Consider the following 16,619-nt stretch of genomic DNA (forward strand, 5'->3'; position numbering starts at 1 on the left):
CCCCTTAGAGAAAGATGTCTCTGTCGCGTTCTTGTGCCGTTTTTCCGTCATCCGGCAGGTACAGCGGGCCTTTCTGGCCACAACCTGTGAGCAGGGACGTGATGGCGACGAGCGCGATAAGGGCAGTCAACAGCCGCTTCATGGTGAAGTCCTTGTAATAAAGCATGATTGCGCCGGAGTATACCGACCCCCCGACGCCTTGCCTATGCGCCGGGATTCCCGCCCGGCGGGGCTTTGCCCGCGTCCGGGAGAGGTGCGGATCATGTGCGTCGAGCGCTGTATACTGCGCTCGATGCTTGTTCGACGTGTCCTGTCGGTCGTGCTGAACAAGCGTTTAGCTCCGCGCTCAGGCGCTCCGCTCTGACTAGCGCGCGACCGTTGCCCCAGAGAGCCTGGCACTTTTCTGCAACACCTGAATTTTTCGAGGACATCCGCAATGAGTTTGACCGAAGCCCGCTTCCACGATCTGGTCGACACCGTGCAGCAAGCGGTGGAAGACATTTTCGATGACAGCGACCTGGATCTCGACCTGGAAAACTCGGCGGGTGTGCTGACCGTGCGTTTCGAGAATGGCACGCAGCTGATTTTCAGCCGCCAGGAGCCGATCCGGCAGTTGTGGCTGGCCGCCCGTTCCGGTGGTTTTCATTTCGATTTCGACGAGGCCAGCGAGCGCTGGATTTGCGACAGCAGCGATGAGCTGCTGGGGGAAATGCTCGCGCGCATCACCCTGGAGCAATCTGGAGCCAGTCTTGAGTTCGAAGAGCTCTGATTCGGCGCCCGAGCGGGTTGGGGCGGTGCTCGCTTCGCCGTGCGTTCGCCGGTGCTGCCTGGACGACGGCGATATGTGCCTGGGCTGCGGTCGTTTGCTCGGCGAGATTCTCGAGTGGAGCGATGCCGATGACGCGCGGCGGCGCATCATTTGCCACTGTGCCCGGATACGCTTGCAGCAGTATCGAAGCTGAGTCGCGGGCCTTGTGTATTTGAGCGGCTGTGATAGGGTCGAAACGACTAGCGCAAAACCCCGTCTCCAGCAGACGGGGTTTTGCTTTTTATGCATCCAGTAAAGGAGCGTTGAGCTGACCATGACCAGTGCACCGGCAATCACCATTACCCGTCTCGATTTACAGCGTCTGGAGCGTTTGCTCGACAGCCTGGAAGACTTCGGCCCGGGAGCTGTCGCCCTGCAGGCCGAGCTGGATCGGGCCGACGTCGTCGCCCATGACCAGGTGCCGGCCGGGGTGGTGACCATGAATTCGCGGGTGCATTGCCGCGAAGAAAGCAGCGGCAAGGACTATCACCTGACCCTGGTGTACCCGCAGGACGCCGGTGGCGAAGGTTGTGTGTCGGTACTTGCGCCGGTCGGCACGGCCCTGCTGGGGCTGTCCGTGGGCCAGCATATCGACTGGACCGCACCCGGCGGCAAGGTGCTCAAGCTGACCCTGCTGGCGGTGGAATATCAGCCGGAAGCGGCCGGCGAATACAGCCGCTGAGTTGGCTGCCGGTCCGCCGCCTCAGGCTTTTTCCAGTGCCGCATTGAGTGCCGCTTCCAGGCGGGCCTTGTAGCGCAGGTAGTGAATGGTCTGGGCCTGGCCTTCGCCGAGCACGGCGGACAGGTCGAGGTCGGTGATGTAGCAGGGGTAGCGCTCGCCGTCGCGGCGTTGGGCGAGGATGTGCCGGGCCACGGCGGCGAACAGGTCGCCGGCATACTCCAGTTCGGAAAATTCACGGTGGTTGCAATACAGGGTCACGTGGGCGCGCTTGCCGTCGACCGGCTCGACGATCGCCTGCACGTCGTAGAAGGGGTGGCTCACCGGCGCTTGCGGTGGCGGGCGCAGTTCCACCTGGCGGGCGCGCTGCGGCGCCGCCGGGAGTACCTCGTAATAGAGCACCTCCAGCGTACTCAAGAGTGCCTGGTTGTCCAGCGGCAGCAAGGCATTGCGCCGGTACAGCAGCGATTGCAGGAAGCGCTGCAGCGGCGTCAGCAGGCTTTGCTCGTCGCGAAACGGCACGTTCTGCCGCCACAGCGCGTTGTGTTCGTCGAGCAGGGTCAGTTCGGCCAGGCCATTGTTTTCGTGACGGCGGTAGAACACCTGGATGCACTCGGGGCGGCCGAGCGGCAGGATCAGGGCCAGGTCGTCGCCTTCCAGGGCATTGCGGTCGAGGTGCAGCCGGCTGTAGCCCGGGCGCTCCTTGCCGAGATGCTCGAGCAGCGCCGGCATGCCCGTCAGCGCCGTGTGGCTGACCTGCCCCGGCGTCAGTTCGAGCAGGTGGTAGTGCTGCTTGATTTGCACCAGGTAGCGGTTGCGCGGTGTGCCCACAAAATTATCGAGGGTGTCGCGAAACAGCTCCTCGACCCGCTCGGCGATGGTCGTGGCGCGGTTGCGGCAGAAACAGCGCACCCGCAGCTTGGGTTTGCCGCCGCCGGCCGGCAGGCTGTTGAGGAAGTCGCGCAGGCAGTCGAGCAGGGCGTGGGGGCCGTCATAGCGGCTGACCAGCAGTTCGTTCCAGCTGTTCAGGCTGACCTGGTCGATGGTCAGAATCAGGTTCTCGCGCACCCCGGAATAACCCAGGGCATCGATCCGCTCGGTGGTCATGTGGACATTCATCTGGCTGTGCTGCTTGAGCGGGTCGAGGCCGACATTGACCAGCAACAGCACTTCGCCGGGCACGCTGGCGCGCAGCAGCGCGCTTTCCTCGATCGCCGGCAGCGGCAGCGGCACGGTCTGTTGCAGGCTGGCGAGCAGGTTGGACAGTTCGAACTCGCTCAGGTCGCTGTCGCCAGGATGCAGCGACAGTCGCGTGCTGCTGTCGATCACGCCATTGCGGTGGCACCAGGCAAGCAGCTCGACCAGTTCGCGGGCGCGCTTGAGCGGGGCGAAATCCGCCCACTCCTGAGGGCCGAGGCTGCCGCCGTACAGGGCCCACTGGTTCTCGTCGCTGGCTGCGGTTCTGGGGCTCTGCACCAGGGTCAGGGTGTCTTCGCCCAGGTCCGGGGCAATGCCGGGATTGATGAATTCGATCTTGCCGGCCTTGCGCTCGAAGGCGGCGTACAGGCGCCGGCCGAGCACGCCGAGATCGCGGCTGTTGAGCGAGCTGCCGACCTGGGCGTTGCGGGCGAACTGGGAGAGGAAGCGGTAGCTGTAGGTCAGTTCGTTGACCAGGGCGCGGCGTTCGGCGCTGACCTGGCGCACCTTCCACTGGCTGCGGCTGTCGAGCATCGTCAGTTGCCGGTTGTCCCAGTTCCAGTCGCCGGTCAGACGCTCGAGCAGCAGGCGTTGCCAGCTCTTGCGCCGGTCGCGCGGTGGCCGGCTGAGTTTCTTGTTGACCTTCAGGTACAGGCAGCGGCGGATCAGCTCCAGGCGCTCGGTTTCGCCGCGCTCGCCCAGGTACTCCTCCAGGCGGCGGTAGACCACGATGTAAGGGTCGAGCTCGTCGAGATCGAGGCGATTACAGAAGACCGCTTGCTTGAAGCGCAGCGACAGGCATTGCACCTGGGGATGTTCGCTGGCGTAGACCTCGGTGAGCAGCAGCTTGAGTACCGACTTGTACGGCGACTCGATGCCCTTGAACAGCTGCCACATGCCCGCGCCGATGAATTCGCTCGGTGGAATCTGTGCCAGGTGGCCGAGGTCGAGCACTTCATCGGCGCGGATGAAACGCTTGTTCAGCAGGATGCCGATGTACTCGTGGTAGCGCTGCTCCTCGTACACCGGCACCAGCCACCAGAGCGGGGTACGCCCGGCCAGCCAGATCGCCGTGCGGTAGAACTCGTCGAGCAACAGGTAGTGCTGGGTGGTGCCGCAGTCGTCCGAGGTCAGCTGCGCCTCGCGGTCGCCGACGCTAAAGCGTGCCGGGTCGATCAGGAAGAAATGCGCCTCGGCGCCCTGGGTCGCCGCCCAGGCTTCGAGCTGATCGCACTTCTTGCGCAGTTCGGCGATGTCCCGGGGGCTGAGGTCGGGCGCGTGACAGACCCACAGGTCCATGTCGCTTTGCTCGGCCTGGGCCAGCGTGCCCAGGCTGCCCATCAGGAACAAGCCATGGAGCGGCAGCGGGGAGTTGCCGCGGTGCGCCTTGTAAACGAAGGAACGGGTCAGGCGCTGCGCTTCGGCGAGCAGCTCGGCGTCCGGCTCGAAGCCGCTCAGTCCGGCCGGCGTCAGCCCGGACACATAGCCCGGCAGCAACGGGTGATTGACGTGAAACAGCAGCGGCAACAGCCTGAGGACCAGTTGCTGACGGGTCGACAGCGCCTGCATGGCACGCTGCAGGCGGCCGTCATTGACCTTGAGAAAGCGCGCGCGCAACTGGACCAGCACCTTGCGGTCGATGCCTTCGTCGATATCCGGGCGAATTTCCTGGCTACGGCTCATGCTGGGGCTCGGCAGGGCAGTGCGGCAAGACTATCAGCCAGCCGTGAAGTGTGCGGGGGGTAACGCCAGCGCGCCTGCAGCGAGTGCAACTGCGCTCGGAGCGGGCGCGATGGCGGTGGGTCAGGCCGTTTCAGTCACATTGAGAATGGTCAGCAGGACCTGCGCATGTTCGGCCGCGTCCAGTCCCAGGCTGGTCAGGTAACCGCCATCCTCCTGGGTGAGCAGGCCTTTGGCGTGCAGGCGTTTGGCCGCAGCAATCGCTTGCGGGGCGGCAGTATGGTGAATCTTGAGGCCTTCCTGGGTGTTGCCCAGGTTGAACAGGGCGAGAAGATCGAGTTCAGCAACCAGCTCAGGGGTAAAAGACATAAGTGCTCCAGGCTCTGGTAAACAGGGGCCGGGCAGCGCTTGTGCCCGACTGGTTGGGTCCCGCGTGGATGAAGCGAGGCGCGGGTGTGTGCAGTGTAGCGAGACGCGCGGCTGCGCGCGCGGGCCAAGTGACTGGCGTCAGGAGGTTTCTTCCGGCAACTCCGGCAGGGCGCGCAGGGCCTGCTCGTAGGCCGCGCCATCGAATGGCCGATCCTCGGCGAGCATGGCCTTGATTTCATGGGCCAGCACCATCGCCATCAGCTGCAGGATTTCGCCACGCTCGTAGCCGACCAGGCTCAGCTTGTTCAGGGTGGCCAGGGCAGCCGGCGGCTGCGCGGCTTCGATCTGGTTCTCGATGGCCTGGACCAGGGTGTCTTCGGCAAAGGCCTCGTCTTCGTGCTCGTCGTGTTCGCTCATGCTCGGCTTATCCGGGGGCTAGGCATGCAGTGTGCCAGTGCCGAGCCGGCTGCGCCATGCGTCGCTTGGACGTAGCCACCGATCTTGTCGCGTGTGGGCGCAGGGCGCCGCAGGCAGCGGGGCGCGATCACTCCGTTCGGCCGGCTTGTGTCGGGCGCTCAGAACCTTCCAGGCCCGGTTCGGTTTGCTCTGCGCAATGGCAAACCGGGCGGTAACGCTGTTCGTGACGGGAGGCGAAGTATTGATCGGTGTCAATCTGCCACTACGTGGCGTGCGGTATTAGTAAGCCTGCTAGCCCACCTAATTAGGCTTTATTGCTATGGCCTGTTCCCTTGTGGCCTGAAAGACCGTGACAAAGTCATCGAATACGGCGACCGTCCCCAGGTGCCCGCGGCTGACGTTGCGCCCTGTCAAAAATGAGGCCACTTGCTTGACTGTCTTCCAGCGATTTTGTGTAGCCCCCGTTCGCAACCGTTGGGCGCCTTCTGCGGCGAGACGCAAAAACGGAGAACCGTTGATCCTGAAATCAGACTGTTTTTATGGAGGGGGTCGCCATGTCGACTGAAGTGGCCGAGGTCCGTACGAAACGGGCACCGAAGAGCCGCTGGCCACTCATTAACGTCAACCAGAAAATGGTGATCAATTTTCTGGTGATATTGCTGGTCGCCGTCGCCAACGTGACCGTGGTGCAAACGATGCTGCGCGACCTCAATGGGGTGGCGGAGACGGTTGGCCAGGCCGGCAAGTTACGCGTGTTGAGTCAGCAAATAGCCTTCGAGACCAGCCTGGTACTACGCCTGGAAGGGCACAGGACAGAACAGGTCGTCGCCACCGTGGACGCCTTCGAAATGCATTTGAGTGGTCTGGAGCGGGGTGACAACGTATTCGGCCATAACGCCATGACCTTATCGACACAGATAACCCCGCTGGTGGCGTCGATCCGGCCGAAGTGGCACTCCTATCGCAGTCACATCGAATTCCTTCTCGAAATGCGCACCCCCGCTGAGGAGGTGACCGCCGAGTTGGGGCGCATCCACGCCGAGGCGGGGCAACTGCTGGGAATTGCAGAGGCGATTGTTCAGGCGTTGACCGTTGAGGCGCAGCAAGCACAAGAGCGCGGTCTGCAGAAAGTCTATGCGCTGTTGGTGGTGGATCTATTGGTGCTGTTTGGCATTTTCCTGCTTGCCCGCAAGCAGATTGTCCACCCACTGCGCGACTTGGCCCGGTACAGCCGGATGCTCGGTGCGGGGGATTACAGCGTGCGCTCGAGTTTTCGCGGCACTGACGAAATAGGTGAGTTGGCCGCCGCCTTCAATTTTGGTGCGCGGCAGATCGAAGAGTTGATTACCAGCATCGACCTCGATCGGCAACGATTACGGCGGGCAGAGTCCATCTTCCGGGGCCTTGCGGAAAACTCGGTGGTGGGGGTGTACATCGTCCAGGACCACAGGTTCCATTATGTCAATCTGAAAATGGCGGAAATGTTTTCCTATGCGCAGAGCGAGATGATTGCGGCGCTGGATGTGTCCGACATTGTCAGCGAGGCCGACCGCGATCGGGTTAATGCCACTATTCAGCAACGCCTGCTCGGCGAAACCCGCGCGGTTAACTACGAAATGCAAGGCCGGAAAAAGGATGGCTCAACATTTGATGTAGAAGTGTTTGGCTCGAAGATGGACGTCGACGGCAAGACCGCCACGATCGGCATCATGCTCGACATTACCGAGCGCAAGCGGGACGAGCGCGCGTTGAAGGTGTTAAGCGCTTGCAATCAGGCGCTGATTCGCGCCACCGAGGAGTCTGCGCTGCTTACCGAAATTTGCGGCATTGTGCAGCAGCTGAGTGGGCATCCCTTTGTCTGGGTCGGTTATGCGGAGGACGAGACGAGCAAGCTGGTGCAGCCGGCGGCCAAAAGGGAGGCGGTGGACGGGGCGCTGCCCTTCACGGCCGGCGAGTTGAGTTGGGATGATTCGGCGCGTGGCAGTGGCGTTACCGGAACCGCCATCAGAACGGGGCGCACCGCCGTCGTAAAATATGTGCAGGGCAATATGCAGTACCCGCCGTGGCGTGATTTTTTGATCGAGCATGGCATCCAGTCGGGCATGGCGTTGCCACTCATAGCAGAGCGTAAAGTTATTGGTGCGCTGACCATCTATGCGCAGGACGCCGCGGCCTTTACCGCCAGTGAAATCAGGATAGTGGAGGAGCTGGCCGGCAGTCTGGCTTACGGCATTACCGCGTTGCGGGCTAATTGCGCACGCCAGCACTATGCGCAACAACTCATGCATCAGGCCAATCATGACGTGCTGACCGGCTTGGCCAACAGAAGTTTGCTGAGTGACCGTATCAAGCAGGCGATCGCCTCGGCAGAGCGTAGCGGGCGAGTGGCCGCCTTGTTGTTGCTCGACCTCGACTGCTTCAAAGTGATTAACGACAGCCTGGGCCACCCGGTCGGTGATGCACTGTTGCAGGCAGTCGCCGAGCGGCTATGTGCCCTGGTGCGCAAAGCCGACACGGTGGCGCGTTTGGGCGGCGACGAGTTTGTCATCGTACTTCCCGGTCTGCTGAAAGTGGCGGATGCCAGTCTTGTCGCGGGCAAGGTGCTGAGTGCGCTTGCCCAGCCCTTTGTGATCGACCAGCAGGAGTTACATATCGGGGTCAGCATCGGCATCAGCCTCTATCCTCAGGACGGTACGCACGAGGAGGTGTTGCTTAAAAATGTCGACCTGGCCATGTACCGGGCCAAGTTTGAAGGGCGCAACAAGTTCCACTTCTATACGGAAGAATTAAATATCCATGGCCGGGAACGGCTGGCGCTGGCGTCCGACCTGCGTGGCGCTCTGGAGCGTGATGAACTGCGGCTGCATTACCAGCCGCAAGTGGATCTGCGCAGTGGTGAGGTCGTGGGCGTCGAGGCCCTGTTGCGCTGGCAACACCCCGCGCGGGGGATGCTTTCACCCGTGCAGTTCATTCCCATCGCCGAGGAGACCGGGCTCATTATTCCGATTGGTGCCTGGGTGATTAAGGCCGCCTGCGCCCAACAGCGGGCCTGGCGGGAGGCAGGATTACCCCCGGTCAGGGTCGCGGTGAATATCTCCGCGCATCAGTTCCGTCGCCACGATCTGCTCGCCGTTGTGGCAGAGGCGTTGCGGGAAACCGCTATGGAAGCCCGTTATCTGGAGTTGGAACTCACCGAAACCGCGATCATGCAGGAGCCGGAAAAGGCCATCCCCGTTCTGTTGGAATTAAAGGCGCTGGGTTTGCATCTCGCGCTGGATGATTTCGGCATGGGTTATTCCTCGCTCAACTACCTGCGCCAGTTTCCGCTGGATAATTTGAAAATCGATCGATCGTTTGTCAGCGATCTGACGTCGGGCACGCACGGTGTGAGCATTGTCAAAACCATTATTTCATTGGCCCACAGTCTTGATTTAAAAGTCATTGCCGAAGGCGTGGAGAGCATGGCGCAGTTGGATCTGTTGAATACCTACGGCTGCGACGAGGTGCAGGGTTTCTATTTCAGCAAGCCGGTAGCGGCCGATGAGCTGGCGTGCTTGCTTGGTAAGTGGCGCGTATTTGAAGTCGGACCGGCGGGGAACGACTCAATAACTAGAAAAAATGGAGCGGCACATGAGGGCACTTAATAACCTCAGCATCAAGACTCGTCTTATTGCCTTGATCAGTCTCTTGGCGCTGTTGATGGTGGTGATGGGCGTGCTGGGACTCAAGGGCATGTCCAACTCCAATACGTCACTCAATGCCGTCTACCGTGATCAACTGGTTTCCACGGGCAGGATTGGTCAGATCATGAGTTTGCTGCGCGATAACCGTATCCAGGTGCTCCTCGCCCTGCAGCATGATCCGCGCAGTGGCTATAAGTCGCTGCATCAGCACCCGGTCGACCTGCATGTCGATATGATCGACGCCAATATCGAGAAAATCAGCGCTATCTGGCAAGCCTATATGGCCGACTCCAGAGGCAGTGAGGAGCAAGGGCTGGCACAGGACTTCGCCAGCAAGCGTGCGATCTTCGTCAGCGATGGTCTGCGCGCGGCCATTGCGGCTGTCACCGGCGGCCAGTTTGAGACAGCCGGCAACCTCACATTGAACCGCCTCGAGTCGACCTTCTCCGCGGCGGCCGCCTCTGCGGAGGCGCTTCTGCAGCTGCAACTGGATTTGGCCAAGGCGGAGTTTACCGCGGCTGAAAGCGAGTACCGCCTGATCCGCAATAGCATGCTTGTCCTGCTTGCTCTGGCCATCGGCCTCGGTATCGCCCTGGCCTGGGGCATCATTGCCGCCATCGGCAGCGCCGTTGCCGAACTCGAGCGGGTCAGCGGGCAGATGGCCGAGGGCGATCTTACTGTTCGGGCGAACTACCAGGGCAACGACGAACTGGGCCGAATTGCGCATGCCTTCAACCGTATGCGCGAACGTTTTCACGGCATGCTGCTGCAGCTTTCCAGCGCCACCACTCAGCTGGCAGCCGCAGCGGAGGAGACTTCCACGGTGAACCAGCAAGCCGGCGTGGGTATTCGTCAGCAACAATCCGAGATCGAGCAGGTGGCAACGGCCATGCATGAGATGGCGGCCACCGTTCAGGAGGTGGCGCGCAGCGCTGCCGGGGCTGCCCAGGCGGCACAACAGGCGGATCTGGAAGCCGCAGATGGGCGGCAGGAGGTCAGTCGAACCATCGATGCCATCGATCTCCTCGCCGCTGAGGTGGAGCAAGCGGCGTCTGTCATTCTGCAGTTGGAGCAAGACACCGACAAGATAGGTGGCGTGCTGGAGGTGATCCGCGGTATTGCCGAGCAGATCAATCTGTTGGCCCTCAACGCCGCCATCGAGGCCGCGCGCGCGGGAGAGCAGGGCCGTGGTTTTGCCGTGGTGGCTGACGAGGTGCGTACCCTGGCTTCGCGTACGCAGCAATCGACCAGCGAAATCCAGGAGATGATCGAACATCTACAAATGGGTTCCGCCAATGCGGTGAAGGTCATGGGCGCTAGCCGCAATCGGGCCCAGGAGGGGGTAACACAGGTGGCTCGAGCCGGCACCACCCTGGACTCCATCACCCGCGCCGTTGCTACCATCAGCGACATGAACGGTCAGATCGCCTCCGCCGCCGAGGAGCAGAGCTCGGTTGCCGAGGAAATCAACCGGAATGTCGTCACCGTCAGCCTGGTCGCCGAACAGACCAGCGAGGGGGCACAGCACACCGCGGCCACCAGCGAAGAACTGGCACGTTTGGCCGAGCAATTACAGGCATTGGTTGGCCAGTTCCGTATTTGAGGACGGGACAGCGACGCGGACCCGCCGAGTCGCTGGCGATGGCCCAAGCCAAGGCCGGGAATAACGCTCGCGCCGGCGTTCGATTCGTTCACGACCGCTGCAGGACGCCGTCGTTGTCCAGACGTCAGCGTCATGCGCCCAAGCTCCGGACTCAGAAGCGGTAATTGAGACCCACGCCGAGGCTGCGGCCATTGCCGGAGAGGAAGGTCGGCTGGCTGGCGTTGGCGCGGTTGCGGATCACGAAACTGCTGGCGTAGACCTCGTCGCTGAGGTTCTCACCCTGCAGATAGAGGCTCAGCTGCTCATCGACCCGGTAATCGACCTTGAAGCCCCACAGGGCGTAGGCGTCCTGATAGTTGTCGGCCGTGTTGGCATGGTCGGTCGGCGTGTCCCGGGGGATCCAGCGCAGGTTGGGGCCGGCGCTCCAGGCGCCGCTGCGGTAGAGCAGTTCGCCGCCGAGCACCTGCAGCGGCACGCCGGCGATGCGGTTGCCGGCGAACTCGCCGCCGCGGAAGCGGAAATCGCTCAGGGTCCAGGCCAGACGATAGGCGAACTCGCCGGGCGCGGCCGCCAGGCTCAGCCCCGGCAGGGTGCCGTTGAGGCCGAGCTCGATGCCCTGGTGGCGGGTGCGGTTGGCGTAGTTGTAGGTGCCCACCTTGACCCCCAGGCTGTCGCTGGTGGAGATCAGCTCATCGTCGACCTCGCTGCGGTACAGCGCCAGGCTCCAGGCGCTGGCGCCGATGCGGCCCTGGCCACCGAGCTCGACGGTGCTGGCGCGCTGTACATCGAGCTGCACCAGTTCGGCGCGGGCCATGGCCGGATTGGCCGGCGATACCGTGCCGCTGACGATTTCCCAGAAGGTCGGCGCCTCGTGGCTGCGGCTGATATTGGCGTACCAGCGCTGGTCCGGGGTCGGCGTCCAGTTCAGCCCGAGCTTGGGGGTGAAGTAGTTCCAGTCCTGATCCAGTCGGGGACCCGCATTGGCCGAGCGCGCATCGCGGCGCACGTCGCTCCACTTGGTCTCGGCGACCAGGGTCCAGGCGCTCGCCAGGTGCCAGTCGAGCCCGGCGAGCAGGTCGAAGTTCTCCGCAACCAGGTCGAAATCGCCGTAGCGCTGCAGGCGCCGGCCATCCTGCGGGCTGTTGGCGTACAGCTCGCGGGCCATGTCGCTGTGCGACCAGCCGAGGCCCAGGCGGTAGTCCAGCGCCTGCCAGTTGCCGTCGAGTTGCCACTGTGCGCCCAGGGTATCGCTGGCAGTCAGGGTGTGGCTGAGCGGGTCGGTGAAGTCGTCGTCGGTGTGCTGGGCGTAGACGCCGAGCTCCTGGCGCAGGCGTTCACCGCTCCATTGCGTGCGGTTGGCAATGCGCAGCTGCTGGGTGTCGCGGTGCGGGTTGCGCCGGTAGATGTTGAGCAGGCGGTCCTGCGGCGTGTTGCCGTCGCCCAGGACGCTGCGCGGATCGTCCTCCATGCGTGCCTTGGGGATGACGTTGGGGATCTCGAAGGTCAGGTCGCTCCAGGACAGGTAGCTGCGGTTCTCGATGCCATCGGCCAGGCGCAGGCCGAAGTTGCTCTGCACGATGCTGCGATGCGAGGCGGAGTGGTGGCGGTAGCCATCGTATTGATCCTGGCTGACGCTGACCCGCCCATCCAGGTCGCCCTGCTGCATGCCGGCCGCGGCCTGCAGGCCATAACGGCCGAAGCTGCCGGCGTCCAGGCGCAGGCGGGCGCTTTCGTCGGCGCCGGTCAGCGACTGCAGGTCCAGCTCGCCGCCCAGGGTGGTGGCGCCGGGGCTGGTCGCGTTGGCGCCGCGGCGGGTACTGATCAGGGCGCTGTTGCGCGGCTCCAGCAGGCCGATGACGAAGGAGCCGTCGGCCTCGTTGAGCGGCAGGCCGTCCTGCAGCAACAGCACGCCACGGTTGACCGGGTTGCTCTGGATGCCCGAACCGCGGATGTTCAGGCGCGGCTGGTCGGTGGCGCCGAAGAAGTCCTGGATGACGATGCCCGGCTGGTAGTCCAGCGCATCGCGCAGGGTGGCCAGGCGGGTTTCCCGCTGCGGCTCGGCCAGGTTGGTGGCGCCCGGCACTCGCGCCAGACGCCGCTGCTCCCGTTCGAGCGAGGCGCCGAGCGGCGCCGTCTGACGCTGGCCGCTGACGGTCAGGGCATCCAGCACCGTGACATCGGCGGCCAGGGCAAGGCACGGCAGCGCCATGGACAAGGCCAGGCTGAGCGCGGTTCTGGGCAGAGCGGGATGGGACATGGGGGACTCCAGAAGGTGACGGAAAGGGAAATCACCAGCTCAGGTAGAACATGCCCTTGGCCAGCAGGACGATGCCGACCATGTGGCTGAACACGCTGAGGTGGATGCGGCGGAAGTAGCGCGAATTCATGCGCCCGCTCCACAGCAGGAACTTGGCGCCGAAGAAGTGCCCGAGCACGCTGGTGGCGAGGACGATCTTCAGGGTCAACAGGGTGGCGAAGGACGACTCCAGCGGCGCGCTCAACGCCGGCCAGTAGCGCAGCCAGACCATGCCCAGGCCGGCGCAGAACAGCACCAGCAGGACCCAGGGCATCAGCCGTCGGGCGCGCCGGCCGATGCCCTGCTCGACCAGCCGCATCAGCTCGGCCGGCACGTGCTTGCGCACGCTTTCCAGAATCAGCACCTCGAAGAACACCGTGCCGATGAACATCAGTGCGGCGAACAGGTGCAGGGTGTGCAGGATCGGATAACTCATGACGGGCTCGACTCCAGGTTCATCAGGACGCTTTGCAGGCTGTTGGCGGTAGCGCGGCGCGCCTCGGCATCGCCGGGCGCGGCGATGCCGAAGCAGCGCCCCCGGCCGCTGTCGAGGAGCACGCAGCGATCCACCAGTTCGATCAGTTCGTGGGGGTGATGGCTGACGCACAGCAGCGTCGCACCGGTGTGTTCCAGGCCCTCGCGGCACAATTGGGTCAGCGCGCCGCGCAACGCCGGGTCGAGGGCGCTGAACGGCTCGTCGAGAAGCAGCAGATCCGGCTGCACGGCGAAGGCCCGGGCCAGCGCCACGCGCTGCGCCATGCCGCCCGACAGCTGGCCCGGCCAGGCCTGGGCGTACTGCTCCAGGCCGACCCGCTGCAGCCAGTCGAGGGCCAAGCGACGCGCCGCCGCGGCGCCGTGACCGATCGCGCGCAGAGGGATCTCCAGGTTCTCGCCGACCCGGCACCAGGGCAGCAGGCGCGGTTCCTGGAACACCAGCACGGCATGGCGGAAGTCGCTGCGGCACTGCCCGCCCTGGGCCGGCAGCAGCCCGGCGATCAGCTTCAGCAGGCTGCTCTTGCCGGCGCCGCTGGGGCCGAGGATGCCGACCCGCTCGCCGGCCTCCAGGCGCAGGTCGAAACCGTCCAGCACCGGCCGGCCGCCCAGTTGCAGCTGCACGTCGCGATAATCAAGCATGGGCCGCCACCTGCCAGCGGCTCAGGTAACGCTGCAAGGGCTGCAGCAGGCTGAACTCCAGCCCGGCCACCAGCAGCAGGAGCAGCAGAGTCCAGGCGTACAGCCCGGCGCTGTCGAAGGTGCTGCGGGCGTTGGCCAGGGCGAAGCCGGCGCCGCTGTCGGCGCCCAGCACCTCGGCCATCACCACCAGGCGCACCCCGCCGCAGGCGGCGATCAACAGGGCCGCGGTCAGGGGCGCGGCCAGCGCCGGCACATACAGATAGCGCAGCCGCTGCCAGGGGCCGAGACGATAGACATGGGCCATCTCGATCAACCCCCGGTCCACCAGCAGCATGCCCTTGACCGTGTTCACGTACATCCCCGGCGCCAGCATCAGCACGCTGATGAACACCACCATCGCCGAGCCCAGGCCGAACCAGAGCATCGCCAGCACCACCACGACCACCGGCGGGATCGCCATCAGCAGCCAGCGCAACGGCTCCAGCAGGCCGCGCAGACGCGCATCCAGACCGGCCAGCACGCCGAGGCAGGAACCCAGGGTGCAGCCCAGGCCGACGCCCAGGCCGATGCGCCCCAGAGTGACCAGCCCATGCTGGTGAAATTCCTCGCTGCCAAGCAGTTGCACCAGCGCCTGCAGGGTCTGCCAGGGCGTGGCCATCAGCAGCGAACCGAGGCGTTGCGCGGCGATCTGCCAGGCGAGCAGCAATAGCAGCACGCCGAGTGCCGCCCAGTAGCGCGAGGTGGGACCTTGGATCTGCAGTTTCATGGCCCGTAGAACTCCACCTCGGGCAGGCGGCCGCCGATGGCCTGCGGGTTGTGCTCGCCGAGCAAGCGATAGAGGGCTTCCAGCTGCGCCCGCACTGCATGGGCCGGACGGCTGTCCAGGCGGGTGGCGCGGATCGAGGCGTCGATGGCGGCTACCGGCAGGTGCGGCAAATGCCGATGCACCAGTTCGGCGCAGGCCCGCGGATCGTCCGCGCACCAGCGCGCCGAATGGGCATAGGCACGCTCCACCGCCCGGCTCAGTTCGCGCTTGCGCGCGGCACTGGCGCTGGCCATCAGGCCCGCCTGGGGCAGTTCGGGCTGCCCGGGAAACGCCTGGTCCCAGGCCGCCTCCAGGCTCTGCGCGCGGTACAGCGGCGCGCCGCCCTGCTGCTGATTGCGCCACAGCAGCAGCGACACCGCCGGCTCGACCAGCAGCACGTTATCGACCTGCCCGGCCAGCAGCAGCGCCTGCGCATCCTGGCTGTCGCGCACATGGCGCAGGCGCAGGTCGCGACCGGCCTGCAGGCCATGGGCGCGCAGCAGCTCGTTGACCAGCAGTGCCGGCAGGTCGCGCTGATAGGGCAGCAGCAATTCCTTGCCGGCCAGGTCGGCGAAGCCCTTGACCTGCGGGTCGCGGCTGACCAGCCAGAGGATGCCCCACACCGAAATGCTCAACAGGCGCACCGGCTGGCCGCGGTTGGCCAGCAGCGCCGGCAGGTTGCTCGGCGCCGCGGTGAAATCGATCGCCTCGTTGGCCAGCAGCACGCGCAGCTGATCCGGGTTCTGCCAGAGGCGGAATTCGACGCGCTCGGCATGTTCAGCCAGCGCCCCGCTGTCGAGCATGTGCAGCAAGGGGAAGCTCACCACGGCGGCGGGACCGGCCAGGCGCACGACTTCTTCGCGCGGCGGTGCGGCGTTGCCGTGCAGGCTGAGGGACAGGAGCATCAGCCCGGTCGCGCTGAGGCTCAGGCGGCGAATGCAGTTGATACTAATGCGAACTAGACTTATCTTCATTTGCAGATATTCGCAGCCGTCACGGGATTCGCACATGACAAATATCAAGTCACCGGCCAATCGGCTCGATGCCGTGCAGCTGTTGCGTGCCGATGTGCTATTCGCCGACCTGCCCGAATCGCTGTTCGCCCCGCTGCTCAGCCCGCGCGGCAGGCAAGAGGCCGCGGCCGGTGAACTGCTGTTCCGCGAGGGCGATCGAGCCGGGCACTTCCTGCTGGTGCAACAGGGCTGCATCGAGATGTTCAGGTTCACCGCCGATGGCGAGGAGCGGGTGTTCCACCTGTTCGGCAGCGGGCAACTGGTCGGCGACGCCGCGATGTTCATGGCCCACGGCCGCTACCCGATGAACGCCAGGGCGCAATGCACCACAGTGGCCTACCGCTTGAGCCGCACGGCCTTGCACCGTGCCTGCGAGCAGCATCCGCCGCTGGCCATGCGCCTGCTGGCAAGCCTCAGCCAGCGCCTCTATCGCCACGTCAACGAAGTCGACTGGCTCACCTCCAGTTCGGCCGCACAACGGCTGGCAGCCTACCTGCTGAATCTGCAGCGCCAGCAGGGCGACGCCCTCTACCTGCCGATCAACCAGCGCCAGTTGGCCACTCACTTGGGCATACGCGCCGAGTCGCTGAGCCGGCTGTTCTCCGAATGGCAACAGCGCGGCCTGGTGCGGGGACGCCAGCGTGCCTGGGAGCTGTGCGACCTCGGCTACCTGCAGCAATTGGCGCAGGCCGCCACGCGCACCTTCTGAGGCCGTGCTGGCTGGAGCCGCGTCAACCATGAAATGTCGGTTCAGTATCGAGCGGGGTAACCGAAGGCTATCGGCGCTGCCTGCTGTGATTCCTGGTGTCGCGGCACCCCCAACGTCCGTTCAACCATCAAAAGCAACGCGCCGGGGCGGCCCTTCTACAAAAGCAGCAGATACCGCATTCCCCTGAAGGAGGCGCGACCTCGCGGCGATAGCGGACAACGTTCGC

Annotated in this window: 15 protein-coding genes; 6 read left to right on the top strand and 9 right to left on the bottom strand. The window is 64.5% G+C overall.

Annotation, left to right across the window (positions count from 1 at the left end):
* Positions 1–4 precede the first annotated feature (4 nt).
* Positions 5–142 carry an LPS translocon maturation chaperone LptM gene (lptM, locus tag BM315_RS08870; protein WP_090500138.1) on the bottom strand — a complete coding sequence of 46 codons (138 nt, stop codon included), beginning with the start codon at positions 140–142 and terminating at the stop codon, positions 5–7.
* A gap of 294 nt (positions 143–436) precedes the next feature.
* Here lptM and cyaY point away from each other — a divergent pair, with 294 nt between their 5' ends.
* From cyaY to rnk, 3 genes are all read left to right on the top strand, one after another.
* Positions 437–769 carry an iron donor protein CyaY gene (gene cyaY / locus BM315_RS08875; protein WP_090499960.1) on the top strand — a complete coding sequence of 111 codons (333 nt, stop codon included), beginning with the start codon at positions 437–439 and terminating at the stop codon, positions 767–769.
* On the top strand, positions 693–962 hold the full coding sequence (locus BM315_RS08880) for a DUF1289 domain-containing protein (RefSeq protein WP_090499962.1): 270 nt from the start codon (positions 693–695) through the stop codon (positions 960–962). Before cyaY ends, BM315_RS08880 begins: the two co-directional genes overlap by 77 nt.
* A gap of 120 nt (positions 963–1,082) precedes the next feature.
* Positions 1,083–1,490 (top strand): nucleoside diphosphate kinase regulator, encoded by a 408-nt coding sequence (rnk, locus tag BM315_RS08885; protein ID WP_090499963.1) that lies wholly within the window; start codon positions 1,083–1,085, stop codon positions 1,488–1,490.
* 21 nt (positions 1,491–1,511) lie between these two features.
* Here rnk and BM315_RS08890 read toward each other — a convergent pair whose 3' ends face one another.
* The 3 genes from BM315_RS08890 to BM315_RS08900 form a co-directional block, all read right to left on the bottom strand.
* Positions 1,512–4,367 (bottom strand): class I adenylate cyclase, encoded by a 2,856-nt coding sequence (locus BM315_RS08890; RefSeq protein WP_090499966.1) that lies wholly within the window; start codon positions 4,365–4,367, stop codon positions 1,512–1,514.
* Between the two features lie 120 nt (positions 4,368–4,487).
* Positions 4,488–4,733: a TIGR02647 family protein gene (locus BM315_RS08895; protein WP_090499968.1), complete on the bottom strand. Its 246-nt coding sequence runs from the start codon at positions 4,731–4,733 to the stop codon at positions 4,488–4,490.
* 138 nt (positions 4,734–4,871) lie between these two features.
* Positions 4,872–5,150, bottom strand: a complete 279-nt coding sequence (locus tag BM315_RS08900) for a hypothetical protein (protein WP_090499971.1) — start codon at positions 5,148–5,150, stop codon at positions 4,872–4,874.
* 554 nt (positions 5,151–5,704) lie between these two features.
* Between BM315_RS08900 and BM315_RS08905 the strand changes: the two genes are divergently transcribed.
* Both BM315_RS08905 and BM315_RS08910 read left to right on the top strand, forming a co-directional pair.
* Positions 5,705–8,794 carry an EAL domain-containing protein gene (locus BM315_RS08905; RefSeq protein WP_170862184.1) on the top strand — a complete coding sequence of 1,030 codons (3,090 nt, stop codon included), beginning with the start codon at positions 5,705–5,707 and terminating at the stop codon, positions 8,792–8,794.
* Positions 8,781–10,436 carry a methyl-accepting chemotaxis protein gene (locus BM315_RS08910; protein ID WP_170862185.1) on the top strand — a complete coding sequence of 552 codons (1,656 nt, stop codon included), beginning with the start codon at positions 8,781–8,783 and terminating at the stop codon, positions 10,434–10,436. The genes BM315_RS08905 and BM315_RS08910 overlap by 14 nt, the downstream gene beginning before the upstream one ends.
* 151 nt (positions 10,437–10,587) lie before the next feature.
* Here the strand turns inward: BM315_RS08910 and BM315_RS08915 are convergent, their stop codons facing one another.
* Genes BM315_RS08915 through BM315_RS08935 form a run of 5 tightly spaced genes read right to left on the bottom strand, consistent with a single transcriptional unit; the run spans position 10,588 to position 15,645 of the window.
* Positions 10,588–12,693, bottom strand: a complete 2,106-nt coding sequence (locus tag BM315_RS08915; protein WP_090499977.1) for a TonB-dependent receptor family protein — start codon at positions 12,691–12,693, stop codon at positions 10,588–10,590.
* A gap of 31 nt (positions 12,694–12,724) precedes the next feature.
* Positions 12,725–13,168: a CopD family copper resistance protein gene (locus tag BM315_RS08920; protein ID WP_090499979.1), complete on the bottom strand. Its 444-nt coding sequence runs from the start codon at positions 13,166–13,168 to the stop codon at positions 12,725–12,727.
* A complete protein-coding gene (locus BM315_RS08925) occupies positions 13,165–13,866 on the bottom strand; it encodes an ABC transporter ATP-binding protein (RefSeq protein ID WP_090499981.1) in 702 nt (233 codons plus the stop codon). The genes BM315_RS08920 and BM315_RS08925 overlap by 4 nt, the downstream gene beginning before the upstream one ends.
* Complete coding sequence (locus BM315_RS08930; protein WP_090499983.1) at positions 13,859–14,632, bottom strand: ABC transporter permease; 774 nt, start codon at positions 14,630–14,632, stop codon at positions 13,859–13,861. The genes BM315_RS08925 and BM315_RS08930 overlap by 8 nt, the downstream gene beginning before the upstream one ends.
* Positions 14,629–15,645, bottom strand: a complete 1,017-nt coding sequence (locus BM315_RS08935) for an ABC transporter substrate-binding protein (RefSeq protein ID WP_244527275.1) — start codon at positions 15,643–15,645, stop codon at positions 14,629–14,631. Before BM315_RS08935 ends, BM315_RS08930 begins: the two co-directional genes overlap by 4 nt.
* Before the next feature lie 34 nt (positions 15,646–15,679).
* Between BM315_RS08935 and BM315_RS08940 the strand changes: the two genes are divergently transcribed.
* Complete coding sequence (locus BM315_RS08940) at positions 15,680–16,393, top strand: Crp/Fnr family transcriptional regulator (RefSeq protein WP_090499985.1); 714 nt, start codon at positions 15,680–15,682, stop codon at positions 16,391–16,393.
* Positions 16,394–16,619 lie beyond the last annotated feature (226 nt).

This window comes from Pseudomonas borbori, from assembly GCF_900115555.1.
Lineage (GTDB): Bacteria > Pseudomonadota > Gammaproteobacteria > Pseudomonadales > Pseudomonadaceae > Aquipseudomonas > Aquipseudomonas borbori.